The 26784-nt window shown below is 59.0% G+C and carries 29 protein-coding genes; 18 read left to right on the plus strand and 11 right to left on the minus strand.

Annotated elements, in window-relative coordinates; all coding sequences use genetic code 11:
• Positions 1-2: 2 nt before the first annotated feature.
• On the plus strand, positions 3-941 hold the full coding sequence (locus ACYP2Q_RS03740) for a carbohydrate kinase family protein (protein WP_459729251.1): 939 nt from the start codon (positions 3-5) through the stop codon (positions 939-941).
• 51 nt (positions 942-992) lie between these two features.
• Here the strand turns inward: ACYP2Q_RS03740 and ACYP2Q_RS03745 are convergent, their stop codons facing one another.
• On the minus strand, positions 993-2294 hold the full coding sequence (locus tag ACYP2Q_RS03745; protein WP_459729252.1) for an OprD family porin: 1302 nt from the start codon (positions 2292-2294) through the stop codon (positions 993-995).
• 333 nt (positions 2295-2627) lie between these two features.
• On the opposite strand from ACYP2Q_RS03745, the gene ACYP2Q_RS03750 reads away from it, so the two are divergent.
• Entirely contained in the window at positions 2628-2900 is a 273-nt protein-coding gene (locus tag ACYP2Q_RS03750) for a DUF2790 domain-containing protein (protein ID WP_459729253.1), read from the plus strand.
• 89 nt (positions 2901-2989) lie between these two features.
• Positions 2990-3385 carry a hypothetical protein gene (locus ACYP2Q_RS03755; protein ID WP_459729254.1) on the plus strand — a complete coding sequence of 132 codons (396 nt, stop codon included), beginning with the start codon at positions 2990-2992 and terminating at the stop codon, positions 3383-3385.
• On the opposite strand, the gene ACYP2Q_RS03760 is transcribed toward ACYP2Q_RS03755, so the two are convergent.
• Complete coding sequence (locus ACYP2Q_RS03760) at positions 3382-3654, minus strand: DUF1652 domain-containing protein (RefSeq protein WP_046819995.1); 273 nt, start codon at positions 3652-3654, stop codon at positions 3382-3384. The genes ACYP2Q_RS03755 and ACYP2Q_RS03760 overlap by 4 nt on opposite strands.
• 303 nt (positions 3655-3957) lie before the next feature.
• On the opposite strand from ACYP2Q_RS03760, the gene eco reads away from it, so the two are divergent.
• Positions 3958-4440, plus strand: coding sequence for a serine protease inhibitor ecotin (gene eco, locus ACYP2Q_RS03765; protein WP_459729255.1), 483 nt, complete (start codon positions 3958-3960; stop codon positions 4438-4440).
• Positions 4441-4482: 42 nt separating this feature from the next.
• Here the strand turns inward: eco and ilvA are convergent, their stop codons facing one another.
• From ilvA to ACYP2Q_RS03780, 3 genes are all read right to left on the minus strand, one after another.
• Positions 4483-5496: a threonine ammonia-lyase, biosynthetic gene (gene ilvA / locus ACYP2Q_RS03770; RefSeq protein WP_459729256.1), complete on the minus strand. Its 1014-nt coding sequence runs from the start codon at positions 5494-5496 to the stop codon at positions 4483-4485.
• Positions 5497-5868: 372 nt separating this feature from the next.
• A complete protein-coding gene (locus ACYP2Q_RS03775; protein ID WP_459729257.1) occupies positions 5869-7020 on the minus strand; it encodes a PQQ-dependent sugar dehydrogenase in 1152 nt (383 codons plus the stop codon).
• A 44-nt stretch (positions 7021-7064) separates the two neighbouring features.
• Complete coding sequence (locus ACYP2Q_RS03780; protein ID WP_459729258.1) at positions 7065-7391, minus strand: hypothetical protein; 327 nt, start codon at positions 7389-7391, stop codon at positions 7065-7067.
• Between the two features lie 193 nt (positions 7392-7584).
• Here ACYP2Q_RS03780 and ku point away from each other — a divergent pair, with 193 nt between their 5' ends.
• Positions 7585-8445, plus strand: coding sequence for a non-homologous end joining protein Ku (gene ku, locus ACYP2Q_RS03785; protein ID WP_459729259.1), 861 nt, complete (start codon positions 7585-7587; stop codon positions 8443-8445).
• A 100-nt stretch (positions 8446-8545) separates the two neighbouring features.
• Here ku and lpxO read toward each other — a convergent pair whose 3' ends face one another.
• Positions 8546-9445, minus strand: coding sequence for a lipid A hydroxylase LpxO (lpxO, locus tag ACYP2Q_RS03790; protein ID WP_459729260.1), 900 nt, complete (start codon positions 9443-9445; stop codon positions 8546-8548).
• Between the two features lie 378 nt (positions 9446-9823).
• On the opposite strand from lpxO, the gene ACYP2Q_RS03795 reads away from it, so the two are divergent.
• Together ACYP2Q_RS03795 and ACYP2Q_RS03800 are read left to right on the plus strand one after the other, a co-directional pair.
• Positions 9824-11410 carry an ABC-F family ATPase gene (locus tag ACYP2Q_RS03795; RefSeq protein WP_077183320.1) on the plus strand — a complete coding sequence of 529 codons (1587 nt, stop codon included), beginning with the start codon at positions 9824-9826 and terminating at the stop codon, positions 11408-11410.
• A gap of 254 nt (positions 11411-11664) precedes the next feature.
• Positions 11665-12852, plus strand: coding sequence for an MFS transporter (locus ACYP2Q_RS03800; protein ID WP_459729261.1), 1188 nt, complete (start codon positions 11665-11667; stop codon positions 12850-12852).
• On the opposite strand, the gene ACYP2Q_RS03805 is transcribed toward ACYP2Q_RS03800, so the two are convergent.
• Both ACYP2Q_RS03805 and ACYP2Q_RS03810 read right to left on the minus strand, forming a co-directional pair.
• Positions 12853-13890: an alpha/beta hydrolase family protein gene (locus ACYP2Q_RS03805; RefSeq protein ID WP_459729262.1), complete on the minus strand. Its 1038-nt coding sequence runs from the start codon at positions 13888-13890 to the stop codon at positions 12853-12855.
• Between the two features lie 180 nt (positions 13891-14070).
• On the minus strand, positions 14071-14682 hold the full coding sequence (locus ACYP2Q_RS03810; RefSeq protein ID WP_459729263.1) for an FMN-dependent NADH-azoreductase: 612 nt from the start codon (positions 14680-14682) through the stop codon (positions 14071-14073).
• 131 nt (positions 14683-14813) lie between these two features.
• Here ACYP2Q_RS03810 and ACYP2Q_RS03815 point away from each other — a divergent pair, with 131 nt between their 5' ends.
• Both ACYP2Q_RS03815 and ACYP2Q_RS03820 read left to right on the plus strand, forming a co-directional pair.
• Positions 14814-15722: a LysR substrate-binding domain-containing protein gene (locus ACYP2Q_RS03815; protein ID WP_459729264.1), complete on the plus strand. Its 909-nt coding sequence runs from the start codon at positions 14814-14816 to the stop codon at positions 15720-15722.
• Positions 15719-16078 (plus strand): MmcQ/YjbR family DNA-binding protein, encoded by a 360-nt coding sequence (locus tag ACYP2Q_RS03820; RefSeq protein ID WP_459729265.1) that lies wholly within the window; start codon positions 15719-15721, stop codon positions 16076-16078. Before ACYP2Q_RS03815 ends, ACYP2Q_RS03820 begins: the two co-directional genes overlap by 4 nt.
• Here the strand turns inward: ACYP2Q_RS03820 and ACYP2Q_RS03825 are convergent, their stop codons facing one another.
• Both ACYP2Q_RS03825 and ACYP2Q_RS03830 read right to left on the minus strand, forming a co-directional pair.
• The gene (locus ACYP2Q_RS03825) at positions 16079-16507 is read right to left on the minus strand and encodes a DUF1294 domain-containing protein (RefSeq protein WP_459729266.1); all 429 of its coding nucleotides are present in this window, start codon (positions 16505-16507) and stop codon (positions 16079-16081) included.
• A complete protein-coding gene (locus ACYP2Q_RS03830) occupies positions 16504-17334 on the minus strand; it encodes an undecaprenyl-diphosphate phosphatase (RefSeq protein WP_459729267.1) in 831 nt (276 codons plus the stop codon). The genes ACYP2Q_RS03825 and ACYP2Q_RS03830 overlap by 4 nt, the downstream gene beginning before the upstream one ends.
• 287 nt (positions 17335-17621) lie before the next feature.
• On the opposite strand from ACYP2Q_RS03830, the gene pnuC reads away from it, so the two are divergent.
• The 8 genes from pnuC to ACYP2Q_RS03870 all read left to right on the plus strand — a co-directional run bounded on the left by pnuC (position 17622) and on the right by ACYP2Q_RS03870 (position 24523).
• Entirely contained in the window at positions 17622-18185 is a 564-nt protein-coding gene (pnuC, locus tag ACYP2Q_RS03835; RefSeq protein ID WP_459729268.1) for a nicotinamide riboside transporter PnuC, read from the plus strand.
• Positions 18182-18706 carry an AAA family ATPase gene (locus ACYP2Q_RS03840; protein WP_459729473.1) on the plus strand — a complete coding sequence of 175 codons (525 nt, stop codon included), beginning with the start codon at positions 18182-18184 and terminating at the stop codon, positions 18704-18706. The genes pnuC and ACYP2Q_RS03840 overlap by 4 nt, the downstream gene beginning before the upstream one ends.
• A 332-nt stretch (positions 18707-19038) precedes the next feature.
• Entirely contained in the window at positions 19039-19476 is a 438-nt protein-coding gene (locus ACYP2Q_RS03845; RefSeq protein WP_459729474.1) for a hypothetical protein, read from the plus strand.
• A gap of 1 nt (position 19477) precedes the next feature.
• The gene (locus tag ACYP2Q_RS03850; RefSeq protein ID WP_459729269.1) at positions 19478-20050 is read left to right on the plus strand and encodes an adhesin; all 573 of its coding nucleotides are present in this window, start codon (positions 19478-19480) and stop codon (positions 20048-20050) included.
• A 51-nt stretch (positions 20051-20101) separates the two neighbouring features.
• Positions 20102-21667: an autotransporter outer membrane beta-barrel domain-containing protein gene (locus ACYP2Q_RS03855; protein ID WP_459729270.1), complete on the plus strand. Its 1566-nt coding sequence runs from the start codon at positions 20102-20104 to the stop codon at positions 21665-21667.
• Between the two features lie 62 nt (positions 21668-21729).
• Positions 21730-22410, plus strand: a complete 681-nt coding sequence (locus ACYP2Q_RS03860) for a C39 family peptidase (protein ID WP_459729271.1) — start codon at positions 21730-21732, stop codon at positions 22408-22410.
• Between the two features lie 33 nt (positions 22411-22443).
• Positions 22444-23196, plus strand: coding sequence for a hypothetical protein (locus ACYP2Q_RS03865; RefSeq protein ID WP_459729272.1), 753 nt, complete (start codon positions 22444-22446; stop codon positions 23194-23196).
• 46 nt (positions 23197-23242) lie between these two features.
• A complete protein-coding gene (locus tag ACYP2Q_RS03870; protein ID WP_459729273.1) occupies positions 23243-24523 on the plus strand; it encodes a hypothetical protein in 1281 nt (426 codons plus the stop codon).
• 73 nt (positions 24524-24596) lie between these two features.
• Here the strand turns inward: ACYP2Q_RS03870 and ACYP2Q_RS03875 are convergent, their stop codons facing one another.
• Entirely contained in the window at positions 24597-25922 is a 1326-nt protein-coding gene (locus ACYP2Q_RS03875) for a sigma-54 dependent transcriptional regulator (protein WP_459729274.1), read from the minus strand.
• A gap of 343 nt (positions 25923-26265) precedes the next feature.
• Between ACYP2Q_RS03875 and ACYP2Q_RS03880 the strand changes: the two genes are divergently transcribed.
• A complete protein-coding gene (locus tag ACYP2Q_RS03880) occupies positions 26266-26532 on the plus strand; it encodes a hypothetical protein (protein ID WP_459729275.1) in 267 nt (88 codons plus the stop codon).
• The last annotated feature ends 252 nt before the right edge of the window (positions 26533-26784 follow it).

Genomic DNA, 26784 nt, shown 5'->3' on the forward strand with positions numbered 1-26784 from the left:
CTATGTATCTGGTGTGTGGCGAAGCGCTGTTCGATTTCTTCAGTGAAAACGACGTCAGCGGCCTGGCTTCAAAAGTGAATTTCAAGGCGATTGCCGGCGGCTCGCCGTTCAACGTGGCGGTGGGTTTGCGCCGCCTGGGCGTGGACGCTGCGCTGTTTGCCGGATTGTCCACCGACTACCTCGGCCGGCGTTTGCTCCAGGTGCTGGAGGAGGAAAGCGTACGCACCGACTATCTGCAGTATTTCGCCGCACCGACCACCCTGGCGATGGTCGCCGTGGGGGCCAATGGCTCGCCGCACTACAGTTTCCGCGGTGAAGGCTGCGCCGATCGACAACTCAAACCCGAGCATTTGCCGGCGTTGGGGCCGCAAGTTCGCGGCATGCACATCGGTTCGTTTTCGCTGGTGGTGCAACCGATTGGCGACACGCTGCTGGAACTGGTGCTCAGGGAAAGCGGCAAGCGCCTGATCAGCCTTGATCCGAACGTGCGACTGAACCCGCAGCCGAGCATCGAGCTGTGGCGCTCGCGGGTGGCCACCCTGGTCGAACATGCCGATCTGATCAAGGTCAGCGACGAGGACTTGAGCCTGCTGTACCCCGAACAGGACCCGGCGCGGGTAGTCGAAGGCTGGTTGCAGCACCGCTGTCAGTTGGTGTTCCTGACCCGTGGAGGCGAAGGTGCGACGGTTTTCAGTCGGGCCCACGGTTCGTGGTCGGTGCCGGCCTGTGCGGTGGAGATCGCCGACACCGTGGGCGCCGGCGATACGTTCCAGGCCGCGTTGATCAGTTGGTTGACCGAGCAGCGGCTGGATTCGGTTGAGGGGGTGCGTGAGTTGAGTCGCCAGCAGATCGAGGCGATGGTCAGGTTCGCGGTGCAGGCGGCGGCACTGACGTGCAGCAAGACCGGGCCGGATTTACCCTATCGCCATCAACTGCCCTGACACATCCCCCCTGTCGATCATTCCCACGCTCTGCGTGGGAATGATCAGAGGTCACAACACCGAGAAGTTGTAGCTGACGATCAACCGCGTCTCATCCACATCCCGGGCGTACTGCGCATAATTTGTGCGATACGTCGCATTGCGCAACCGCAGGCTGACATCCTTGAACGTCCCGCCCTGCACCACATACTTGAGCTCGCTGTCGCGCTCCCACTCTTTGCCCTCCTGATCGCTGCCCGGCACCATAATATGATCACCATTGACATAGCGGGTCAGGAACGTCAGGCCGCTGAGGCCGATGGCCTTGAAGTCGTAGTCGTAACGCAACTGCCACGAGCGCTCCTGCGCCGCGGCGAAGTCGTTGACCTGCACGTAGTTGACCAGATACGGATTGCTGCCATCGAGGTACGGCATCGAGTTGTCGCCGTTCATGCGCTGCCAGCCAGCGCTGAAGGTATGACCGCTGATGGCGTAGGCGAGCATGGTGCTCAGGGCGCGGTTGTCGATGGAACCAGCGCGGGCGTCGCCGCTGTCGGCACTCTTGAGCAAGCGCAGATCGGCCTTGAGCACGCCGCCGCCCAGTGGTTGGTTGGCCAATAAACCGAGGAAGTGCTGACGGTAGATGTCTTCCAGTTCAGCGTAGTGATACTGACCGGTCAGCCAATCGTTGATCTTGTAATCGAAGCCGTACATGTCGAAATGATCGGCCGTGATGTTGCAGGCATAGCGCTTGTTCTTGCAGTGCACGCGAATGTCCTGGGAATCGGTGGAGTCCCGGGCCGTGTACTTGTCCAGGCGCGCGGCCATGAAATTCAGGTCATTGACTTCCCTGGACGTGAGCATCGCACCATTGAACATGGTCGGCAGCAAGCGACCGTCGTTGTACTTGAGCAGCGGTACATCCGGCAGCAGCGCGCCGTACTTCAGCACGCTCTGCGAGACGCGCAACTTGGCGGTCAGGCCGAGCTTGGTGTATTCGTCCGCCGAACCACGGGGGTTACTGCCGCTGGACGGCAGCAGGCCGCTGTTGCTGCTGTCGGGACTGGAATCGAGCTTGAACCCGGCCATGCCCAATGCATCGACACCAAAACCGAGGGTGCCTTCGGTGTACCCCGATTGCAGATTGAGAATGAAACCCTGGGCCGACTCTTCGCGCTTGGACGCGCCTTGGTCGTTGGAGCTGTGCCCGTCACGAAAATCACGGTTGAAATACACCGTACGTGATTCGATTTTCGCCGTGGTGTCATCGATAAAACTGCTCGCTTGGGCTTGCCCGGTAATACCCGCGCACAGGACCAGGGCGCCGAAGCCGATTTGCTGGCGCGCGCGGATGGATGTAAAGGGGGGACGCATTAAAAAGCTCCAACAATGCAGCGTATGCGCCAGGGCGCAATCAGCCAGAAATAGCCTTCATCCGGTCAGATAACAGACCGGGTTGAAGTGAAAAGCGGGGTGAACTGTAATGATGGCAGAAGGCTTTTGCTTACTGCAGACGACTTTAGTCGCAAAAATGACCCGCCGAACGGTAGTGTCTTGACGACCGGCGGCGTTCAGCTGGCTTAACCAATGCTTAATCGCGCAGTCCAACACTCTACTGGACCGCACGCCCTCAGAGTTCTCTGACGCCCAGTGCGGCAGGTTCGACGATACGTCGAACTCACTTGCATCCGCACTGGAGATTGCCCCATGAACTCGCGCGCCCTGCTCGTTTCAATCGCCCTCGTCTGTGCCTCATCGACCGGTATCGCCCAGGCCAACGACCCCGCCTCCACACAAAACGTGCCTTCCTATCACTACGGCATGCCGCTGCACGTGGGCAAAGTGATTGCGCTGAGCGAACCCACCACCCTGGATTGCGAAGTGATTACCGCAACGATGAAGTACATCGACTCACAATCGGGCCAGCCTGCAGAAGTCGCCTACCGAAAGCTGTCTGACGCTTGCAGTTATCAGAACTGAAGGAAAATTCTGAAATAACGCCTTGCGGTACTCGTGGGGAATTTCAGGCGCTATGCTCATGCGCTTCCTCACTGCCGCAAGGATTCGCCATGCAGTTGTCGTTTCGTACACTGTCGATATCAACTGCCGGGCTATGTTTGCTGCTGGCACTGGTCTGGGGCGTGATGCCCGACTGGCTGCTGGCCACCTGGGATCTTGAATACTCCCTGACTGCTGGCCTTATTGCACGACGCATAGCGGTGCTGTTCGCAGCGTTGAGCGTAATCCTCTATCGGGTGCGCAATCAGGCACCCTGCGCTTCTCGCCAGGCGTTGGCCACTGGCTTCGTGGTGGGTTGCTGGGGGCTGGCGATACTAGGATTCGGCGAATGGCTCAATGGCCATGCCGGTCCGGGCATAATGCTGGCTGTCGGGGTTGAACTGGCGCTGGGCCTGGCGTTTTTCCAGACCCGGCGCGAGTCGGCAAAACTTGAAACGAGCGCTTAAAGTGCTTTTCGCATGCCCTGGCTATGCCCGGGTTCCGTGTAGTGGTTCTGAAGATCGGAACGCAGAACGGCTATCAGTTCGTTGATTTCCCGACAGCCATTGAGTTGCTGGGCGTCGATTCCGGTTTTTAATAGATCGAGTTGATCGGTTTCACCATCGGCAAACACTTTTACAGTCATGGACAAGTCCGGCGACAGCGTGCATTGACAGCGTTTTGGGAGAAAACTGCTTTCAATGATATTGCGAAGTTCCAGGGCAGAAAGAAACATGGCGACCCTCTCCGTTGTGAGACTGCCAATTAACTATCGACGCTGACTCATGTGCAATCCCGGTCAGCTTAAGACCAGCTACAGCATAAAACATGCCTTGAATTTCGCTGTGCAGCTCATCGGTAAATCAAGGGCTTATTTCAAAGTCTCGTAAAAACCACCGTGCAAACTGCAAAAAAGGCGTCTGCCGGCCCTGCAATTTGCACGCTGGGGCGAAGGATTTGCATTGACCGCGGTCGCGGTCGAGAATGGCGGCCAGCCGATCCAGTATCCGCTCACCCCTCACATTCGCAAGGAGGCATCATGGGTTCATCGACCATCAGCACCACCGTCGGGCTGATAGCCGTCGCGCTGTCGAGCATCGTCCACGGGGCAAAACTCGAAGAAGTCGCGCCCTTCCCGCAACCGGACAGCGGCTTCACCCGCCAGGTCATACACCTCGCCCCACAAACCCGTGAAGACGACTTCCAGGTCGAGATCCTGGCCGGCAAGACCCTGGCCGTCGACTGCAATCGCCAACGCCTGGGCGGCATTCTCGAAGAGAAGAACCTCGAAGGCTGGGGCTATCCGTTCTACCGCCTGGAAAAAGTCATCGGTCCGATGAGCACCCTGATGGCCTGCCCCGATGGCAAGAGCAAACAGGATTTCGTGCCGGTGGTGGGCGACGGCTTCATGCTGCGCTACAACAGCAAGTTGCCGATGGTGCTCTACGTGCCCAAGGACATTGAAGTGCGCTACCGAGTCTGGTCGGCGTCGAGCAAGGTCGAAAAAGCCGTCGCGGAGTAACCCGCAAGCGGACCTGAGATCTGCTTGCCGGCCTCACGAGCGTCAAGCCAGCGCATCGCACAACGCGGCGCGCTCGGCAACATGGCGCAAACTGTCGAAATTGATGTTGGCGCCTGACTTGATGGCAATGAAGGTCTGGCCACGGGCCTTGCCTTGCGCCACGTACTTCTTGATCCCTGCCACCGCCAATGCACCAGCAGGTTCGGCGATCGAGCGTGTATCGTCATAGATATTCTTGATTGCAGCGCAGAGTTCATCGTTGCTGACAGTCAGCACCTCATCGACACAGAAGCGGCACAGCTCGAAACCATGGGCGCCGATCTGCGCAACCGCCACCCCATCGGCGAAGGTGCCGACCTGGGGCAGGACGACGCGCTGGTCCGCCTCCAGTGCCGCTTTCAAGCAAGCGGAATGTTCCGACTCGACGCCGATGATGCGCACTTGCGGCTGCAGGTACTTGATGTACGCCGCGATGCCGGCGATCAGACCGCCACCGCCCACCGGTACAAAAATCGCATCCAGGGGGCCTTGGTGCTGGCGCAGGATCTCCATGGCCACGGTGCCCTGCCCGGCAATCACATCCGGGTCGTCGAAGGGTGACACAAAGGTCTTGCCGGTTTTTTCCGCCAGCTCCAGCGCATGGGCCAGGGCAAACGGGAAACTCTCGCCGTGCAACAACGCCTGCGCGCCACGACTGCTCACCCCGAGCACCTTCAACTCAGGCGTGGTGGCAGGCATCACGATGGTCGCCTCGATCCCCAGTTCACGCGCCGCCAACGCCACGCCCTGGGCGTGATTGCCTGCCGAAGCCGTCACCACGCCCCGCGCTTGTTGCTCACGGCTCAATTGCATGAGCTTGTTGTAGGCACCGCGGATCTTGAAGGAAAAGGTCGGTTGCAGGTCTTCGCGTTTGAGCAGGATGTGATTGCCCAGGGCCAGGGACAGCGCCGGGGCGGGTTGCAAGGGTGTGCGCACCGCCAGTTCATAGACCGGCGCGGCAAGGATTTTCTTGACGTAATGTTCAAGCAGGCTTTGTTGTTTGGCAGTGCAATTCATCACGATCTCCTGATATCCGGATTCACATGCCCGATGCAGGAGCTGCCGCAGGCTGCGATCTTTTGCTGTTGAAGATCAAAAATCACAGCCTGCGGCAGCTCCTACACCGATATTGCGAACCCGATTTGTTCAAAACCCAGGAGACAGATAATGAAAACCCGCCTCAAGGGCGGGTTGGGTGCTGCAGTCGTGAGCTAGCCCGCCAAATGAGGAATGGCGGTAATAATGCTTGGCTGGCAGCGCAATACGGTTAAAGTCATGTCCGGAAAGTAGCCGGGCGCTGAGAGCAAGTCAATGGTTCGATTTCAAGATTGCCATCACTGGCAGGCTCGCTCCCACATTTGATCTCGGTCAAATGCGGGAGCAACGCCTTTACTTCAATCCGACCCTGTACAGCCCACCATCCTCCTCATCGGTCAGCACGTACAAATACCCATCCGGACCCTGCCGCACATCGCGGATGCGCTTGCCGAGTTCGCCCAGCAAGCGCTCTTCGTGAACCACCTTGTCACCGTCGAATTGCAGGCGAATCAGCTCGCGGGTGACCAGCGCGCCAATGAACGCGTTGTGCTGCCAGGCCTTGAAGCGGTCGCCGTCGTAGAAGGCCAGGCCGCTCAGGCCGGGAGATTTTTCCCACACGTGGTGCGGTCCAGCGGTACCTTCGGCGGTCTTGCCCTTGGCTTCCGGGATTGGCTGACCCGAATAGTTGATGCCGTGGGTGGCCAGCGGCCAGCCGTAATTCTTGCCGCGCTCGATGATGTTGACCTCGTCACCGCCCAGAGGACCGTGCTCGTTTTCCCAGAGCGTGCCGGTCCAGGGATTGAGCGCCACACCTTGCGGGTTACGCACGCCATAAGCCCATATTTCCGGGCGCACGCCAGCCTGCCCGACAAAGGGGTTGTCCTCGGGCACCTTGCCGTCCGGATAGAGCCTGACGACCTTGCCCTGCAACTTGTCGAGGTCCTGGGCGGTGGGCCGGTCGTTGTTTTCCCCCAAGGTAACGAACAGATAGCCGTCCCGGTCAAACACCAATCGCGAACCAAAATGGTTGCCGACCGAGAGCTTGGGCTCCTGACGGAAAATTACCCGAAAATCCTTCAGCGTGGTCAGGTCCTCGGACAACCGTCCGCGACCGACCGCGGTGCCGGCCTTGTCACCCTGACCGCCGCCTTCGGCATAGGACAGGTAAATCATTCGGTCCTGCTTGAAGTCCGGGGACAGCGCCACATCCAGCAAGCCGCCCTGGGCCTTGGCCCAGACCTTGGGCACGCCGTTGAGCGGCGCCGACAGTTTGCCCTCGGCGCTGACCACGCGCAGGTTACCCGGGCGCTCGGTGACCAGCATTCCCTGGCGATCCGGCAGAAAGGCCAATGCCCAGGGATGCTCAAGTCCCGCGGCGATCGGCATGACCTCAAGGGAGCCCTGCTCGCTTTGCATGTCCTGGGCAGTCGCTGCCAGAACAGGCGCACTGACGGCTAACAAGGTGCTGGCGCAGACAGTGGCCAGGAGGGTTTTACGTAACATGCACGATTCCTTTTGTCATGGGATACAGGCGGCTGCCCTGTGATTCAGGGGCTGCGGGGAGGCGGATTGGGGATGAACTTCGGGGCACTGGCGGGAGCAGAGCCTTGGGGATAGCGGTTGCCAATGCCGCCGTTGTCCAGGGTCGGCGGACGTGGCACAGGCACCGTGTTTGGTCCCCGGATGGTCGGGGCACTGGGCTGCGTGCCCTGCATGCTGTTTGGATTGGCCCGGTGGATCGGGCTGTTGTAGGGGTTGTTGTTGGTGCTGCCGGGAAGATTTTGCGCCAGGTACAACGCAACGTCTGCCTGGGCCGCATGACCGAGCACGCCGCTCAATGCCAACACGATAAGGCCAGGTACGTATCGATTCATGGGATGCCTCTCGACCTGTGCGTGAATACAGTCTTCGATAGCACGCTACGCCTGGGGTTCGGATTTGTTAACACAAACCTTGCCGACAAGATGTAACACGAAGTTGATGCACGGCCAGGACCGGGCCGCAGGCCGAAGAAACTTTTGCGCAAGGCCCAAGGTCACCTGAACATCACTTTTCGGGAAGACGACCATGGCACGGGCAATCTGGAAAGGCGCGATCAGTTTCGGGCTGGTGCATATTCCTGTGGCGCTGGTCTCGGCGACGTCCTCCCAAGGGGTGGATTTCGACTGGCTCGACAGCCGCAGCATGGACCCGGTGGGCTACAAGCGCGTCAACAAGGTGACCGGTAAAGAGGTCACCAAAGAGCACATCGTCAAGGGCGTGCAATACGAAAAGGGCCGCTACGTGGTGCTCAGCGAAGAGGAGATTCGCTCGGCGCACCCCCTCTCGACCCAGACCATCGATATTTTTGCCTTTGTCGACAGCGAGCAGATCCCGCTGCAGAACATCGACACGCCCTATTACCTGGCGCCGGATAAGCGCGGGGGTAAGGTCTATGCCCTGTTGCGCGAAACCCTGACCAAGACCCATAAAGTCGCCCTGGCCCGCGTGGTGCTGCATACCCGCCAGTATCTGGCGGCCTTGATGCCGATGGAGTCGGCCATGGTCCTGGTGAAACTGCGCTGGCCGGCGGAAGTTCGCAGCCTGGACGAGTTGGCACTGGGGCCCGATGTGACCAAGGCCGAATTGGCCAAGGGCGAACTGGACATGGCCAAGCGCCTGGTGCAGGACATGAGCGTCGATTGGTCGCCGGACGATTACCGGGATGAATTCGAAGACAAGATCATGGCCCTGGTGGACAAGAAGGCCCATGAAGGCAAGATCGAGGACGTTGAAACGGCCACGGGCGAAGAAGAGCGCAAGACAGCGGATGTGATCGACTTGACCGAGCTGCTCAAGCGCAGCCTGGGGGGCAAGGGCGCGGCCAAGGCGCCTGCCAAGCCCAAGTCGACGACCAAGCCGGCTGCGAGGAAGAAGGTCAGCAAGTGATGGGTTGGATGTTCTGGCCTCATCGCTGGCAAGCCCGCTCCTACAGGTTTTGTATGCACCGTCAATCTCTGCAGGAGCTGGCTTGCCAGCGAAGGCGTCCTCAGATCAAAACATAAATCGCCAGCAACCCGCCGAAGAACGCCCACTTCTGCAGGTAATAAAGCTTGCGATTGCGCTTCTTCAATGCCTTGCCGTGCAGGCGAACCTTGTAGATTCTGCCGAACAACCGGTTGATGCCACCGGTCTTGTCGCCCTCCTCGTTCGGCGCACCGGCAGCCGACATCACGTTGCGGCTGAACCAGCCATTGAATGCGGCGGCCCAGCGGTATTTCAGCGGGCGCTCGACATCGCAGAACAGAATGATGCGGTTTTGCTGGGTGGTGTTTTCCGCGTAATGAATGAAGGTCTCGTCGAACATCACCGCTTCACCATCGCGCCAGTGATAGTTCTCGCCATCGACATTGATGTAGCAACCGGCATCATTGGGCGTTTCCAGGCCCAGGTGGTAACGGTAGGAGCCGGCATACGGATCGCGATGGCGAACCAGTTTCGAGCCCGGCGGCAACTCGGCGAACATCGCTGCCTTGATCGAGCCGATGCTCTGCACCAGTTCAGTGGTGCGCGGGCAGAGTTTCATGGCCGACGGGTGGCTGTCACCGTACCACTTGAGGTAGAAGCGCTTCCAGCCGGTCTTGAAGAAGGAATTAAAGCCAACGTCGTCGTAGTCGTTGGAGCGCTTGATCTCCCCCGCCCTCAGCAGATTCTGGCCTTCGGCGCGAATTTCTTCCCAGTGAGTCTGCAGCGGCGTCAGGTCGGGAAAATCCGCCGGGTTGAGAAACGGCTTGTTGGGGATCTTCGAGAACAGATAAAGGAAGCAATTGATCGGCGCCAGGAATGTCGAGTGGTCGCTCAGTTGGCGCCCCAGTTTGTGGCGTACGCGACCGCGCAGGTGGACATAGGCGATGGATACGAGGTAGACAGCGGCAATGATGAGTTTCACGGAGATCGTCACACGTCAGAGGTGAACAAACTGCGCCCCTGGCGGCCAACGGCCTACGAGGCTTGTGCAGCGTCTGAAAACCAAACAGCGGGCCCGGTGACCCGTCCTTGAGCCGACGCCGAAGTTCGGCATCAAGTGAAAGATGGCATTTTAGCCATCGTCTGTAAGCAATTGTTAGTGTGCAAATGTGAAAATCTGTCCGTTGATGCGGACAATGCGTCGGTGCGGCCTTATTGCCCTATCGTTTAAAGAGCCAGACCAGTACAATCGCCGCCAAACTTTACGCGCCCCCCTTGGTTGATGACGGCAATCCCGGCCTCAGCGCACTTCGACTCGGGCCAAGCCCTAGCTACTCTGAATGCTTCGCAGGAAAAACCTTTGATTTCTACAGCTAACATCACGATGCAGTTCGGCGCCAAGCCGCTATTCGAAAACGTGTCGGTCAAATTCGGCGCGGGCAACCGCTACGGCCTGATCGGCGCCAACGGTTGCGGCAAGTCGACCTTCATGAAAATCCTCGGTAGCGACCTTGACCCCTCTGGCGGCCAGGTCATGCTGGAACCGAACGTGCGCCTGGGTAAGTTGCGCCAGGACCAGTTCGCCTACGAAGAATTCACCGTGATCGACACCGTGATCATGGGTCACGAAGAGCTGTGGAAGGTCAAGGCCGAGCGCGATCGCATCTACTCGCTACCGGAAATGACCGAAGAAGACGGCATGGCCGTGGCTGAGTTGGAAACCGAATTCGCCGAAATGGACGGTTACACCGCGGAGTCCCGTGCTGGCGAACTGTTGCTGGGCCTGGGTATCGGCATCGAGCAGCATTTCGGCCCGATGAGCGAAGTTTCCCCAGGCTGGAAACTGCGCGTATTGCTGGCTCAGGCGCTGTTCTCCGATCCGGAAGTGCTGTTGCTCGACGAACCGACCAACCACCTGGATATCAACACCATCCGCTGGCTGGAAAACGTTCTGACCCAGCGTTCCAGCTTGATGATCATCATCTCTCACGACCGTCACTTCCTGAACAGCGTGTGCACCCACATGGCTGACCTGGATTACGGCGAGTTGCGCCTGTTCCCGGGCAACTACGACGAGTACATGACCGTGGCGACCCAGTCCCGCGAGCAACTGCTGTCGGACAATGCCAAGAAAAAAGCCCAGATTTCGGAACTGCAATCGTTCGTCAGCCGCTTCTCGGCCAACGCCTCGAAAGCCAAGCAGGCCACTTCCCGTGCCAAGGCGATCGACAAAATCCAGCTGGCCGAGGTCAAGCCTTCGAGCCGCGTGAGCCCGTTCATCCGTTTCGAGCAAAACAAGAAGCTGCACCGCCAGGCGGTCATCGTCGAGCGCATGGCCAAAGGCTTCGACGGCAAGACACTGTTCAAGGACTTCAGCTTCCAGGTTGAAGCCGGCGAACGCGTGGCGATCATCGGCCCGAACGGTATCGGCAAGACCACCCTGCTGCGCACCCTGGTCAACGAGCTGACCCCGGATGCCGGTAGCGTCAAGTGGACCGACGCCGCTGAGTTGGGCTACTACGCTCAGGATCATGCGCACGACTTCGAAGACGACGTGACTCTGTTCGACTGGATGGGTCAGTGGACCCAGGGCGAGCAGATGATTCGCGGCACTTTGGGTCGCATGCTGTTCTCCAACGACGAGATCCTCAAGTCGGTCAAGGTCATCTCCGGTGGTGAGCAAGGCCGCATGCTGTTCGGCAAGCTGATCCTGCAAAAGCCGAACGTACTGGTGATGGACGAACCGACCAACCACCTGGACATGGAATCCATCGAAGCGCTGAACCTGGCGCTGGAAAACTATCCGGGCACGCTGATCTTCGTCAGCCACGACCGTGAGTTCGTGTCGTCCCTGGCCACCCGCATCATCGAGTTGAGCCCGAACGGCGTGACCGACTTCAGCGGTACCTATGATGATTACCTGCGTAGCCAGGGTGTGGTGTTCTAAAAACTGCTTTAAGCTGCAAGTCAAAAGCCCTGTCCATGTGACGGGGCTTTTTGCATTCACGGTCAGTATTTGTTCAGGTGCCGAGTCCTTCGCGAGCAAGCCCGCTCCCACATTTGGAATGCATTCCCCCTGTGGGAGCGCGCTTGCTCGCGAAGAGGCCTTCAAGAACCGCGATAATTAGTTAGCCTGCTTTCTTTTATCCCACGGCCACGCCATCATGAAGCTCTCCCACCGCCGCCCGCGAACGAGCCCTCATGTCTGCGCAAGAACAGCCACCGCAAAGCTCCATGGCGATCACCCTGCAGATCGTTTCCATCGTTTTCTATACGTTCATCGCCTTCATCTGCATCGGCCTGCCGATTGCGGTGTTGCCGGGGTATGTCCATGAACAGCTCGGGTTCAGCGCCGTAGTCGCCGGGCTGACCATTGGCTCGCAATACCTGGCCACCCTGCTCAGCCGCCCCATGGCCGGGCGCATGTCGGACAATGTCGGCACCAAGCGCGCGATCATTTATGGGCTGTCGGGGATCGTGTTGAGTGGCGGGCTGACCTTGTTGTCGACCTTGCTGCAAGGCTTTCCATTGATCAGCCTGTCGATCCTGATCGCCGGACGCTTGTTGCTGGGCATCGCCCAAGGGCTGATCGGGGTCGGCACCATCAGTTGGTGCATGGGCCAGGTCGGCGCCGAGCACACCGCGCGCTCGATCTCGTGGAACGGCATCGCCTCGTATGGCGCGATTGCCATCGGAGCGCCACTGGGGGTGGTGATGGTCGGTCAGCTGGGGTTTGCCAGCCTGGGTATTGCCCTCTCGGCGCTGGCCTTGTTGGCATTGCTGCTGATTCGCAACAAGCCGTCGGTGCCGGTGGTGCGCGGTGAACGGCTGCCGTTTTGGGCGGTGTTCGGGCGGATCGCTCCATTCGGCGCCAGCCTGAGCCTGGCCTCGATCGGCTACGGCACCCTCACCACCTTCATCACTCTGTATTACGTCAATCGCGGCTGGAGCGGCGCGGCGTATTGCCTGACGGTGTTCGGCGTGTGCTTCATCCTGGCCCGGTTGTTGTTCATTTCCAGCATCAGCCGTTTTGGCGGCTTCACGTCGGCCGTTGCCTGCATGTCCATTGAAACCGTCGGCCTGGTGCTGTTGTGGCTGGCGCCGTCGACCGGCTATGCCTTGATCGGTGCCGGCCTGACCGGTTTCGGCCTGTCGCTGGTGTATCCGGCGCTGGGTGTCGAGGCGATCAAGCAGGTGCCCAACTCCAGTCGCGGCGCGGGCCTGAGCGCTTATGCGGTGTTTTTCGACCTGGCGCTGGCGATTGCCGGTCCGCTGATGGGCGCGGTGGCGTTGAACCTGGGGTACGCGTGGATCTTCTTCAGCGCAGCGTTGTTGTCGGTGTGTGCACTGGGCTTGACCTTATTGCTCAAACACCGTGCGACCGCCTGATCACTGATCGGCGGTCTGCATCCCCGCCCGCGTGGCCTTGCCCAACGTACGAGAGAAGAAACGCCCGGCCTCGGAAATCAGGCTACGGTGAATGTCCGCGCGATCGACTCCCTCGGCATCGGTGCACAGGGCTGGCATGATGACGATTTGCTCGTCATTGCACGGTGCCATGAACACGAAGTGCCCGGCCCCGGCGAGCAGTTTGAAGTCGGGAGCGACGGGCAGCTTGCGCGCCAGGGCTGCGGCATTTTTGTCGGGGGCCACCAGCTTGTCGCCATCGCCGCTGTACAGCAGTACCGGAACATGCACATCGGCCAGGGTATGACGGCCGAACTTCAGGCTCAGTGGCGCCATCAGCAGCAGTGCATGGACCCGTGGATCGGCCACCGGTTGCAAATCGTCGCGGTCGACAATCAGTTCACCCTGGGTGTTGCAGGCATCGCGGTCGTCCGGGCGTTCCTGGCAATAACGACGCAGGCGATCCAGGTCCGGGGTCGCGCCGGACAGTATCAACGCCGTCTCGCCGCCTGCCGAATAACCAATGACCCCGACCTGCTCGGCATTGACGAAGGGTGCCAGCATGGGATCACCCAGCGTCGCGGTAATGGCTTCGGAAATCTGGATCGGCCGTCCGTACAAATTGCTCAAGGTGCCGAGGCGGCTGTGGTCCTTGGAGTTGTCGCCCGGATGAATCACCGCCACCACCACAAACCCCTTGCGGGCCAGCGACGTGGCCAGGTCGTGCAAGGCCAGCGGCGTGCCGGTGTTGCCATGGGACAACATCAGCATCGGAAAGCGGCCGATGGCGACCTTGGTGTCTTCGCCGGCTTCGACGTTGTAACCCTCAAGCACGCTGGAGTGTTCCTTTGCGCTCGAAGGATAGAAGGCAATGGCACGCATCGGTTGCAGATCGAGCGGATCAAGGAAGCTCATTTCATGAAACCCGACGCTCCAGTGCGGATGCGGCGCAGGCGCGGCGTGCACTGAATTCAGGCTGGCGAGCAGACAGATCAGTAAAGCTGCACAAAGACGCACCATGGGATGCCCCACCTTGTTACCGGACCAGAGACGTTAAGCCTCGACTGCATAACTCGGGCCACAATTTGCAACAGCATTGTAGCAGCCAGAAACAAAAAACTCCGTACCTGCCACTTGCGTGATCAGAATACAGAGTTTTTGGGGAATTGCCTGTAGCGCTAGCGGGTCTTTACGCAAGCCTTACGCGGCGGCGAACAGTTGCTCGCTGATTTGCGCCTGGGCATCGCTCATGGCTTTGCCACGCACTTCGTCACCATAAGCCAGGCCGTGGGCGCGGACGAACTCGATGTCGGTGATGCCGATGAAACCGAACAGCACCTTCAAGTAGTCTTCATGGGCAACACCGGTTGCTTGCCCTGCGTGCAGGCCACCAGACGTCGAAACGATCACGACTTTCTTGCCACCGCACAAGCCTTCAGGGCCGGCTTCGGTGTAGCGGAAGGTCTGGCCGGCAACGGCGATGCGGTCGATCCAGGCTTTCAGTTGGGTCGGGATGGTGAAGTTGTACATCGGCGCGGCAATCACAACTGCGTCGGCGGCCAGGAACTCGGCCAAGGTCGATGCGCTCAGCTCGGCTTCGTGCTGTTGGGCGGCGTTGCGAAGTTCAGCGGTGGTACCCGCTGCAACCAGCGTGGCCGCCGAAAAATGGCTGATGGCGTCGGCAGCCAGGTCGCGGTAGGTCACCACGGCGGACGGCTCGGCGGCTTGCCAGGCTTTGACAACTTCGCCACTCAGCTGACGGGAAGCCGAGTTGTCACCAAGAATGCTCGAATCGATATGCAGCAGTTTCATGTGGGATCTCCAGGTGAGGATCGCCGCCAGGGCGATCTGATGGGAAACAATCCTACAGACGAAACCAATAGCTGATTAGACTGCAACAATGCGATAGTTTGTCCCACTGATAGAACGATCGAGAAAGCGCCATGCAAGACCTTAACGACCTTTATTACTTCGCCAAAGTCGTGGAGGCCGGTGGCTTCGCGGCCGCCGGGCGTTTGCTGGGGATTCCAAAGTCGCGACTGTCACGGCGAATTGCCGAACTTGAGGAGCGCCTGGGCGCGCGGCTCCTGCAACGCACCACCCGCCAGCTGAAACTCACCGCCGTCGGCGAGCGTTATCTGCGCCACTGTCAGGCAATGCTACTGGAAGCGGAAATGGCTGACGAAGCCGTGGCCAGCATGTCCAGTGAACCCCGCGGGCGTTTGCGGGTTTCTTCCCCGGTCGGCCTGGCCCATGAAATGCTTCCGGGGGTGATCAGCAATTTCCTGGAGAAATATCCTCAGGTACAGCTGGAGGTGATGCTGGTCAATCGTCGCGTCGACCTGGTAACCGAAGGCGTGGACGTCGCCTTGCGTGTACGCGAGCCGGGTGATGAAGATCCGCTGCTGGTGACGCGCCGTCTGCGCCAGGCACAAATGCTGATGGTCGCCAGCCCTGCCTTCCTCCAGGGACTGGACATCAAACACCCCGATGACCTGAAAAACCTGCCGGTGCTCGGCGCCCTCGAACCCGATCGCCTGGTGCACATTGGCCTGGTCGATCGTCAGGGCAAAAAACACGAACTGGCCCTTGAAGCGCGACTGGGCATCGACGACTTCATTGTGCGCAAGACCTGCACCCTCGCCGGCCAGGGGTTCACCACGTTGCCTATGATGTATTGCGAGCAGGAACTGGCCAACGGCTCACTGGTACAGTTACTGCCCGAGTGGTCGTTGCCCGGGGGCTGGTTGCAGGCGGTCTACCCTCATCGACGGGGCGTGATGCCGGCCGTACGTGCCTGGCTCGACCATCTGATTGAAACATTCAATGCCTGTGGGGATCGTTTGATATGAAGGCAGGACGCATGAACGAAGCCGACGTGGCGGCTTTTTGCCTGCAATTACCGGGTGCCCGGGAAGACTACAAATGGGGTGGCGTGCGGGTGTTCTCGATTGCCGGCAACAAGATGTTCGCCCTGCAGAACCTGCGCGGCGACTCCCTGGCGTTCAAGGTGGACAAGGACCTGTTTCTCGGTCACTGCGACCGTCCGGGCATTCACCCGGCGCCTTATCTGGCGCGGGCCCAGTGGATCATCATGGCCACGCCCTACCCGCTCGGCGCCGAGGAACTGCAAGGCCTGCTGCGGCGCTCCCACCAGCTTGTCGTCAGTAGGTTGCCCAAGCGCACCCAGGTCGGACTGTTGCCCTGATCAGAACAGGGCGAACACCTGCGCTGCGAGGAACAACCGGTCGATCCAGAACACCTGGTGCAGCAGCACGATGATCCAGAACACCAGTTGAAAGGACAGCTTGCGCGTCTTGTGCCGAAACACTTGCTGGGCGAGCAAGGCGCCCGGCCAGCCGCCAGCGAACTCCAGCGCATGCAGGACATTTTCCGGGGTACGCCTTTGATCGGCGCGCGCCTGGCGCTTGTCGCTCCAGTACAGCAGGAACGCCAGCACGCTGACCATGCCGTATGCCGCCAGGGGAATCAGCGACCCCCCCTGCAGCCACAACGACATCGAACCGAACAGCGGCAGCGCGCACAACAACACGAACACCAATAGTTTTAGGCGCAGATGGCGAATGTCTGACCCGGATTGGCGTCCGGCGTTGTTACGCGCGCGGGTTTCGTTCATGGCTTGGCCGCGGTCCAGTCGACCCAACCGAACTGCCAGGTCGCCAGGATCAGCAAGCCGAACACAATGCGGTACCAGGCAAACGCCGCATAGCTGTGGCTGGCGATGAACTTGAGCAAGCCCCTGACCGCAATCATCGCGAAAATGAACGCAGTGACGAAGCCGAGCGCAAACACCGGGAAGTCAGACGGCTCGAACAGATTTCGGTACTTGTAGCCCGAGTACACCGCTGCGCCCACCATGGTCGGCATGGCCAGGAAGAAGGAAAACTCGGTAGCGGTCTTGCGCGACAGGCCAAACAACAAACCGCCGATGATCGTCGAGCCGGAGCGCGAAGTACCCGGAATCATCGCCAGGCACTGGGCCAGGCCGACTTTAAGGGCGTCTTTCCAGGTGATGTCATCGACGCTTTCGGCATGCACCTGGTGCTGACGCTTTTCGGCCCATAACATGATGATCCCGCCCACGACCAATGCAGTGGCCACCGTGATCGGATTGAACAGGTAGTGATGAATCAGATCGGCGAAAATCACCCCCAGGACCACCGCCGGCAGGAAAGCAATCAACAGGTTGGCGGTAAAGCGCCGGGCACTGGGCTGCGTCGGCAAGCCTATGACCACGTCGAAGATCTTGCGGCGAAACTCCCACACCACCGCCAGGATCGCGCCGAGCTGGATAATGATGTTGAACGCCATGGCCCGCTCGCCACCGAAGTCGAGCAAGTCGGCGACAATAATCTGGTGCCCGGTACTGGAAATGGGCAAGAACTCCGTCAGCCCTTCTACAACGCCAAGAATCAAAGCCTGAAAGGCCGTCCAAAGATCCATCAATCCCCCAAAAGGCTATGCGTGGCCGCATGCCCATTAATTTATATGTAGCCGTTTACTGTAATCAGCGTCGTTGAGTCCCGCGCGCACAAGCCTACGCAAAAAACGTTACGCGTTTCGTGAAAAATCAGTTTGATTTCAGGTTTTTGCGTGCGGGACGAAATGCTAGCAGACAAGTCCGCTTTACGCTGCCGTGTAGTCAGCATCGATGGCACCCGCTGCCACAAGCCTGTTTGCCATAATCCGGTTACAATCCGCCTCCTCTTCGATTTCCCCAAGGAACCTGCATGTCCGGGCTTGAACTGTTTGCCGCCACGCTCGGCGTCATTGCCGTCTGGTTAACGGTCAAACAGAATCCCTGGTGCTGGCCGATCGGCCTGGTCATGGTGCTGATCTACAGCTGGATCTTTTTCGAGGTCAAGCTGTATTCGGACATGTTGCTGCAAGTGGTTTATGCCGCACTGCAAGTTTACGGCTGGTGGCAGTGGACTCGCGCAGGCCAGGCACATCAGGGGCGCGAAGTCAGCCGGCTGGACGCACCCGCGGTGGCGTCGGGACTGGCCATGGGCGCGATCGGCAGTCTGTTGCTGGGCGCCGCCATGGCGCACTGGACCGATGCCGCACAACCCTGGCTTGATGCCGTCCTCACCGCTTTCAGCCTGGTGGCACAATGGTGGATGGCGCAAAAACGCCTGCAGTGCTGGCCGCTGTGGATTGTCCTGGACTGTGTTTTCGTCGGCCTGTTCCTTTATAAGGGGATGTACCTGACAGCCGCCCTGTATGGCCTGTTCACCCTGCTGGCCATTCAAGGCTGGCGCACATGGCGCAGCGATCCGCTGCTGTGCCCATGAAGGTGCTGGTGCTGGCAGGACCGGAATCAAGCGGCAAAAGCTGGCTGTCGAACGAGATTCACGCCAATTTCGGCGGCATATTGGTCGGCGAGTACGTTCGGCATTTCATCGAAAAGCAAGCGCGCGTAACCTGCTACGATGACATCACGCCAATAGCACTTGGCCAGCTGTCTTGGGAAGATCAGGCACGGGCCGAACAGCCGTCCCTGTTGATTCTCGATACACACCTTTTGAGCAATATCCTGTGGAGTCGCACCTTGTTTGGCGCATGCCCGGTGTGGATCGAGCAGGCATTGCGGGACCGGCATTACGACCTGCATCTGTTGCTGAGCCCGGAAACCGTGGCCTGGCACGACGACGGGCAGCGTTGCCAACCGCAGTTGGCAGAACGCCAGGCGTTTTTCCAGGCCAGCCGCCATTGGCTTGACTTGAATCGCCAGCCTTACGAGGTGGTGCAAGGTGACTGGAAACAGCGCAAGGACGCGGCATTCGAGGCTGTAGCGCGCTTGCTCAACGTCTGACGGGACGGCCCCGCCCTGCCGAAAATGTCCATTTCTGAAACACTCTCCCCGATGCAAACCCGCGAGCTAAAGCGGTTTGAGCATTTTCGCAAGAAAATGTTAAGCCACTGATACAAGCTGCCTAAAACGACCTCAGCGAGCAATGCCGCCAGCAAGGACGGCACTTTTGCGTGGTTCTGTCTCAGCGGTGTTACAAAGTGTTTTTCACCACCTCAAGAGTTAAAGCCAAGCCACTGTTATCAAACGAAAAACCAAAACCGGCACACCTTCTGCTCTCTTCCTTCGCAACGCTGATAAGGGCCAGCGTTCCACTTACAGAAGGAATTGCCGCCGTGGGGAAATTTCATAACAACATCCATAGTCTCCTGCTGGTCGGATGCGCTCTGAGTTCAATGGCTTGCCTGCCTGTACAAGCGGACAACGGCATCATCATCATCAAACGCGATGTCCAGGTGCGCAACGCAACGATTCCGCCGCTCGTTCCCGATCCGAACCCCACCACTGTCAATGCCAACCCGTCAAAACAGGTCCTCGCTCAAACCAACGAGTTGAGCGACGGTGACTTTGCCGGCGTCGCCAGCGGTGCAGGCATCTCCCGCCTGGTCACGCAAAACACCAACAACCTGGGCGGCAACATCAGCACCCAGAACCAGCTTTCCAACCTCCCCGCCGGGCGGTCGGGCAATTCCGGCAGCGGCATTGCCAACATGGTCAATTCAAGCGTCCAGCAGGGCATGGGTGCCCTCAGAATCATAACGGGAGACCGTTAAGATGAATCGTACGCTGCTGATGATCGCCATGTTTTGCAGTGCATCGACCTTCGCCCAATCCCCCGTCATTGATAACGCCACCATCGACAATTCGGGTGCACAGTACCAGGGCAACGTCGGGGTCAACCAGGCGGCCGGCGACCTGCAGCAACAGGCCAACGCCCGAGCCTTCGCCATTGGCCGTGACGCCAGCGCGACCACCGATATTCGCCAACGGTTGCGCACCATTGTCGATCCCAGGATCGATGCCAGCTCAAGCATTCAAGGCAACTCCTTCAGCCATGGCAATGGCGCATTGGGCGTCAACCAGAGCGCGGGCGCCAGCAACCAGCAAGCCAATGCGCTGCGCATAAGCACCAGTAAGCAGCCGCAAAGTATCGACGACAGCGTCCTCATGCAACAGAACGTGACGCTGCTCTACAACTCCGATCCAACTGACTCTGCACCCGGCTATCGCCAGGTCACTACCAGTGACCAGGCATTCACCGGTAGCCGTGGGGTGATTCAGTTGAATCAGAGCGCCGGGGTGGGAAACCGAATGGCCAATACCCTGAGCGTACGGGTCGTGGATTGACCCAAATAGGTAACAACAACACTTAACCTAAAATAAGTACGGAGAATCACCATGAAACCTTCGATGGCATTAAAGCCTCTGGTTTTCGCAATTGCTGCGGTCATGGCTGTTGCTGTACAAGCTGGGCAAAACGATAGGCGTGGCAACCACCACAACGGTGGCCAACAACAAACCCCTCCTGCAAGGATGGTCCCCATCAGCGCGACTGCCAATGCGACGGATAGACAGAGCAGTACCGGCAACCGCATCTGGAATGAAGGAGTAGAAAATTCGGCCGAGATGAGCAGTTCGGCCGCAGGCGCAAGCGGCAACGTCGGCGTCAACGTGGCGGCAGGTTCCGGCAACCAGCAAGACAACGCCGCCGCCATCGCCAACGCGGCCTCCGATAACGCTGCGATCGATAACAGCTTTGTGTTCGGCACGGCCACTGCCACCGCGAACGTTACGCAAATCAGCAACAATAATCGCGTCAGCAACTTTGGCGTGACCAACTCTGCCGTGATGAGTGGATCCGCCGACGGCAGCAGCGGTAACGTGGGTGTCAACATTGCTGGTGGCGATCTGAACCAACAGAAAAACACCATGGCAATTGCCAATACCAATGCTCCACTCGGTAACGCAAGAGCCACCGCCTCCGCCAACCAAAGCGGTCCTGGCCTGACGGTGAACAACACCGCCGATCGGACCTACCGTGTTGATACGATCACCGTTACCAATACGCGGTCCGGAAGTGCCTCGTTTGACAAGTCGTTCGAAGCCAGCGGCAGTCAAAGCAACTCTTCGAGCTGGGCCGCGGCCGGATCCAGGAGCTCTGATGCCAGCGGTTCGCTTAGCATTGATGTAAGCGGTTCTACCGCCAGCGCTGCGAGCGGTTCCAACAGCAGCGCTGCCAGCGGTTCCAACAGCAGCACTGCCAGCGGTTCCAACAGCAGTTCTGCCAGCGGTACCAACAGCAGCACTGCCAGCGGTTCCAACAGCAGCACTGCCAGCGGTTCTTCGAGTGCTTCTCTGACTGCTTCCCTGGGCGCTACCCTGGACGCAACTGCAGCGGCTTCCAACTCCACTACCGTCAACAACGGTTTTGGCGATCGCACCCGCAGCAGCAGTTCCGATGCATCGCTCAACGCTTCGCTTGATGCAACGCTTGACGTAGCGGTAGACAGATCGTACGACCGTTCGCGCGACTCCTCGTTCGACCGTTCGCGTGATTCCTCGTTCGACCGTACCCGCGATTCCTCGTACGACCGTTCACGCGACTCCTCGTATGACCGTTCGGCCGAGTCTTCGTACGACAAATCGCGCGAATCGTCGTTCGAGAAAGCGTTCGATGCTTCGTTCGAGAAATCGACCGCGTCCTCGTACGATAAGTCGGGCAGCAAGTCGTCCGAATCTGCGTACGACAAAGCGAAAAGCTTCAGTGAAAGCAGCTCTTATGATTTGAGCAACACCTACTCTTATCAAGTGCTGACTCCAACTGGCTGGGCCAACCCTGTAACCAACACTGCAACCCTGAGCGGTTCGGTGAACGGCGGCAGCGGCAACCTGGGCGTCAACGTGGCTGCTGGTGTGGGCAACCAACAAAGCAACTCGCTGGCCATCTCCAACCAATCGTTCTAATGCTGTCTGTGGAGGCCCCCTTCCGGGGGCCTTTTTCAACCCAACCAGAAGGCGTCCCCACCATGCGTATTATCGCCTTGGCAATCTTGCTTTGCGTGGCCAGTGTGGTCGAGGCTGCACAACTGCCGCTGTCCGTCCTGCCGGGCGGGGGGTTGGTGTACAAGCCGATCCAGAGCGTGCGTGAACGCAAGTTTTCCGACCTGGTGCAACAGAAAACCGACTTCAGTTGCGGCGCCGCGGCGCTGGCGACCATCTTGCGCCAGGCCTATTGGCTGGACGTCAACGAAGAACAGATCATCGAAGGCATGCTGTCACATTCCGACCAGGATCTGGTCCGCGTCCAGGGCTTTTCCATGCTCGACATGAAGCGCTACGTGGAAAGTCTCGGTATGCGGGCCCGGGGCTACCGGGTCGCGACGGAAACCTTGAACGAGATCAAGATCCCGGTGGTGGTACTGATGGATATCCGTGGCTACAAACATTTTGTGGTCATGCAAAGAGTTCATAACGGCTGGGTATACATCGGCGATCCAGTCCTGGGGCATAAACGCTACAAGATCGACGACTTTGTCAAAGGCTGGAACGGCATCATCTTTGCCGTCATCGGCCAGGGTTACGACAAGACCAATGCGTTGCTCGACCCGCCCCTGCCACTGACCGCCAGGAACCGCGTCAACACCTTCAGCCCGGTGCAGGACGCTGAGTTAATGGATTTCGGATTTATCCAAAGCGACTTCTTCTAATAACAATGGAGCACGATGCTCCGGGAGTATCCAATGAAGACTCCAATCTGGCTGGCACTGGTTTGCCTGGCCGCCAGCCTGCCGACCCATGCGGAACTATTGAAACCCATTGAACTGAACGACCACGAACTGGCAAGCCTGCGCGGTCGCTATGTCATGCCGGGCCGGATCATCAGTTTCGGCATTGCCATGAGCAGCACCTGGCAAAATGCCAACGGTGAGGTGATCGGCGCGACGTCCTCGATGCAAATTCAGCAATCGACCATCAAGCCACAGTTCTACGTGACGATGATCGACGAACAAGGCAATGGCCCGGCGCGTAGCCAACACACCAGCTCGGGTACCGGCACCGTCACGGGCGGCGCCGGCCTCAACAGCACCGAAGGCGTCACCCAAGTCGTGCGGGCTGCCGGCGACAACAACAGTGCCTACAACAATGTTGATATCAACGTCACCAAGGCCAACCAGGCGCCAGCCACGCAACAACAAGGCCAGGCACTGGCCGCGGGCTCGACATTGACCGGCTCCAATGGGGCGGGCTCGCTCAGCGTTTCCTCGAGCGGTGCGGGTGTGCAACTGAACATCGTGGCCAACAACAACCAGGGCAGTTCCATGCAACGCCTGGCCCAGGGTGGCTTGATGCAGAACACGACGTTGCTCGGCAACAGTAACCAGGTCAGGAACCTCACGTCCTTCAATGTCGTGCTCCGTGACAACGTGGCGACCGCTGGCTCACTGAACGGCAACCTCGACCAGCTCAAAGGTCTTCGCACACAAGGATTCTGATCTACGCTCAGTCTCATCAAATGTAGTCAGAAGGGACGGCTAACCCATGCATCGAATGTTAACGATCAGAGCTATCGTCTGTTTGAGTAGCCTGGCCCCGGCTTCATTGCTTTACGCAGCACCGGACCCCCAGGTCGAAGCACTAAAACAAGAACTCATGGAGTTGAAACAGCGTTACGAAGCACAACAGAACGCGCTGATGGTACTTGAGCAGCGTGTTCGCCAAGTCGAAGAAGCACCGGCGACACCTGCTCCCAAACGCCTGACCAAATCCCCCGCCGAAACACCCAAGAGTGGCCAGACGGTGGCTGCCGGCGCACCCGGGACCTCGGGCAGTTCCTACGGGCAGTCGCTCAAGGACGACTCGGAACCGGCACAAAGCGTGTCCAACCTGTACGACGAAGCCAGCGGGTTCTTCGGCGGCGGCAAGTTCAGCGTCGAAACCGGCCTGACCTACACCCATTACGATACCCGTGCGCTGACGCTCAACGGCTTCCTGGCGCTGGACTCGATTTTCCTCGGCAACATCAACCTCGATCGCATCAAGGCGGATAACTGGACCCTGGACCTGACCGCTCGCTACAACGTGGCGCAACGCTGGCAGTTCGACATTAACGTCCCCGTGATCTATCGCGAATCCACGTATTCATCCGGTGGCGCCGGTGGCGCAGCCAACGGGGTTTCAGACGAAACCGTTACCCGCGATCCGGCCATCGGCGATATCAACGTTGGCGTTGCCTACAAGTTCCTGGATGAGTCGGCCAACCTGCCCGACGCGGTGGTTACCCTGCGCGTCAAGGCGCCGACCGGGGATGACCCTTACGGCATCAAGCTGGTCGAGGTGCCTGGCAACGATAACCTCGCGGTCCCCGAGGACCTGCCGACCGGCAACGGTGTCTGGGCGATCACCCCGGGAATCTCGCTGGTCAAGACCTTCGACCCGGCCGTGCTGTTCGGCAGCCTGGCCTACACCTACAACATGGAGGACTCTTTCAGCGACATCAGCCCTACGGTCAACACCAAGGTGCCCGGGGACGTGAAACTGGGCGACTCCTGGCAAGTCGGCGCCGGTATTGCGTTCGCCTTGAACGAGAAGATGAGTATGTCGTTCTCCTTTACCGACCAGTTTGCCCGCAAGAGCAAGATCAAGCCGGACGGCGGCGATTGGCAATCGATTTCCAACAGCGACTACAACTCGGCCAACTTCAACATCGGCATGACCCTGGCAGCCTCCGACAACCTGACGATCGTTCCCAACCTGGCCATCGGCCTGACCGACGACTCGCCAGACTTCTCCTTCAGCCTGAAATTCCCGTACTACTTCTGACCCGCGAAAAAAGCCCCGTTGCGACTTCAGTTGCAGCGGGGCTTTGTTGTTTGTAGAGCAAAAGATCTTGCGGTCAGCGGATCTGGTGCTTGTGCAGTAGACGGTAAAAGGTCGGCCTGGAGATCCCCAGCACCTTGGCAGCAATGCTCAGGTTATCGCTGTGGCGATTGAGTACATCGCACAAGGCCTGGCGCTCCGCCCGATGCTTGTAATCTTCCAGCGTGCCCATCGGCGCGGCGATGGCCTGGTGGCTGATCAGCCCCAGGTCTCGCGCTTCGATCTGCCGGCCTTCGGCCAGTACCAAGCCACGACGTACCCGGTTGGCCAGCTCGCGAACATTCCCCGGCCAGTCGTGCTTGCCCATGGCAATCAAGGCGTCCTCACTGAAGCTGCGCGGACGGCGGCCGGTTTCGTGGCTATAGAAATGGGAGAAATGGTTGGCCAGCATCGACAGGTCGCCATTGCGCTCACGCAGGGGCGCGGTCGCGACTTGCAACACGTTAAGGCGGTAATACAGATCTTCGCGGAAGCTTTTCTTCTCGATCGCCGCCTCAAGATCGACATGGGTTGCCGCCAACACCCGTACATCCACCGGAATCGGCTGGCTGCCGCCAACCCGTTCGATGTGTTTTTCCTGGAGGAAGCGCAACAGGCTTGCCTGCAGTTCCAGCGGGAGGTCACCGATCTCGTCGAGAAACAGCGTGCCGCCGTGTGCCGCTTCGATCCGCCCGACCTTTCGTTGATGGGCGCCGGTAAAGGCGCCCTTCTCGTGGCCGAACAGTTCGGACTGGATCAGGTGTTCCGGAATCGCCCCGCAATTGATCGCGACAAAGGGTTTGCTGTGGCGCAGTGATTGCCGATGCAGCGTGCGGGCCACCAGCTCCTTGCCTGTGCCGCTTTCACCGCGAATCAACACCGGCGACTCGGTGGGCGCCAGTTTGCTTAACAGCTTGCGCAATTCGCGGATGGGCTTGCTGTCGCCCAGCAGTTCGTGCTCGGGCTGATCGATGTGAACCGTGCCCTGCCCGCGCAGTCGCGCCATGCCAAAGGCCCGGCCCAGCGTGACCTGGACCCTGGAGACATCAAACGGCAAGGTATGGAAATCGAAGAACCATTCGCAGACAAAGTCTCCGACATTCTGTAGCCGCAGGACATCCTGGTTGAGCACGGCGATCCACTCGGTACCGCTGCGGCTGATCACCTCCTTGACCGTATCCGGGTGCTCAAGGTGAAAGGGCTGCAGTCGTAACAAACCCACGTCACAGGTTCGATCGGCGGCGTTGTCCAGCGAACAGCTGTCAACATCCCAACCCACGGAGCGTAATCCCGGTAACAGGCGATGGCAGTCGTCGCAGGGATCCACCACTAATAAACGTCGTAACGCAGGCGCTTCGCTCATGTGATTTCCTTGACGCCAAATTTTAGGATTTTTTATTAAAAACAGTCATTTGGCGGACCTGGCTGTAACATTAGCAAGAATTTGACGGACGCTTGTACCGATTGACTATAGGCCTGCTGCGCAAAGAGTTATAAGAAACGGGTTTTCCCAGCGACTCGACCAATGTTTCCTTTCATCAAGCTTTCAACCCGGGCCCGATTGACGGCGATATAAAAGAAAGTTGAAATTTCCTCTGATTGTGTGTGACCCGAACCCCGGTTGCGGGCATCAGTACAAGTAACCAGCCGAACGGTAAGCCCAACCGACGGCAATTGACTTGATTGGGCCTATAGAGAGACGACCTATGAACGCCCCGCTCCGTGTCAACGAAGCTCTTCTGATTGCCGACCGCGCATTTAAGCCGTTCAAATGCGTGGCCTGGGCCCCACAGGATGGGAATGGCGAACTGACCCTGACCGTTATCGACCGCACCAGTAACAATATTGGGCGCAAACAGATTCCGAGCAGTGCCTATAGCGATCCGGCGCAGCTTGAAAGCTTGCTGGAACAGGCCCGCGCCGAATTGAGCGAAGAAGGCTACACGCTGCAATCCTGGTCGATGCCACAATAATTGTATTGCGGATTACTCCGGAGTAATCCGCGCCCTCGCCTGTCGTTAGTTGGCTGTCTTTTTCAGGCCAACCGCACTTAAGACCTTGGCTTACTTGAACTTCGGCGCGCCCTGAATTCTTTGCTGGCTTGCCTTTGGTTCGAAAAGACAGTGTTGTGGCACACAACGACCTTCCACCTGTTAGTTATGACAGTTGTGCAATCGATCATTCAGGGATTGAATAATCTCTTAATAGTCGCCACCCCCAACTTC

This window comes from Pseudomonas sp. MHK4 (genome assembly GCF_054600775.1).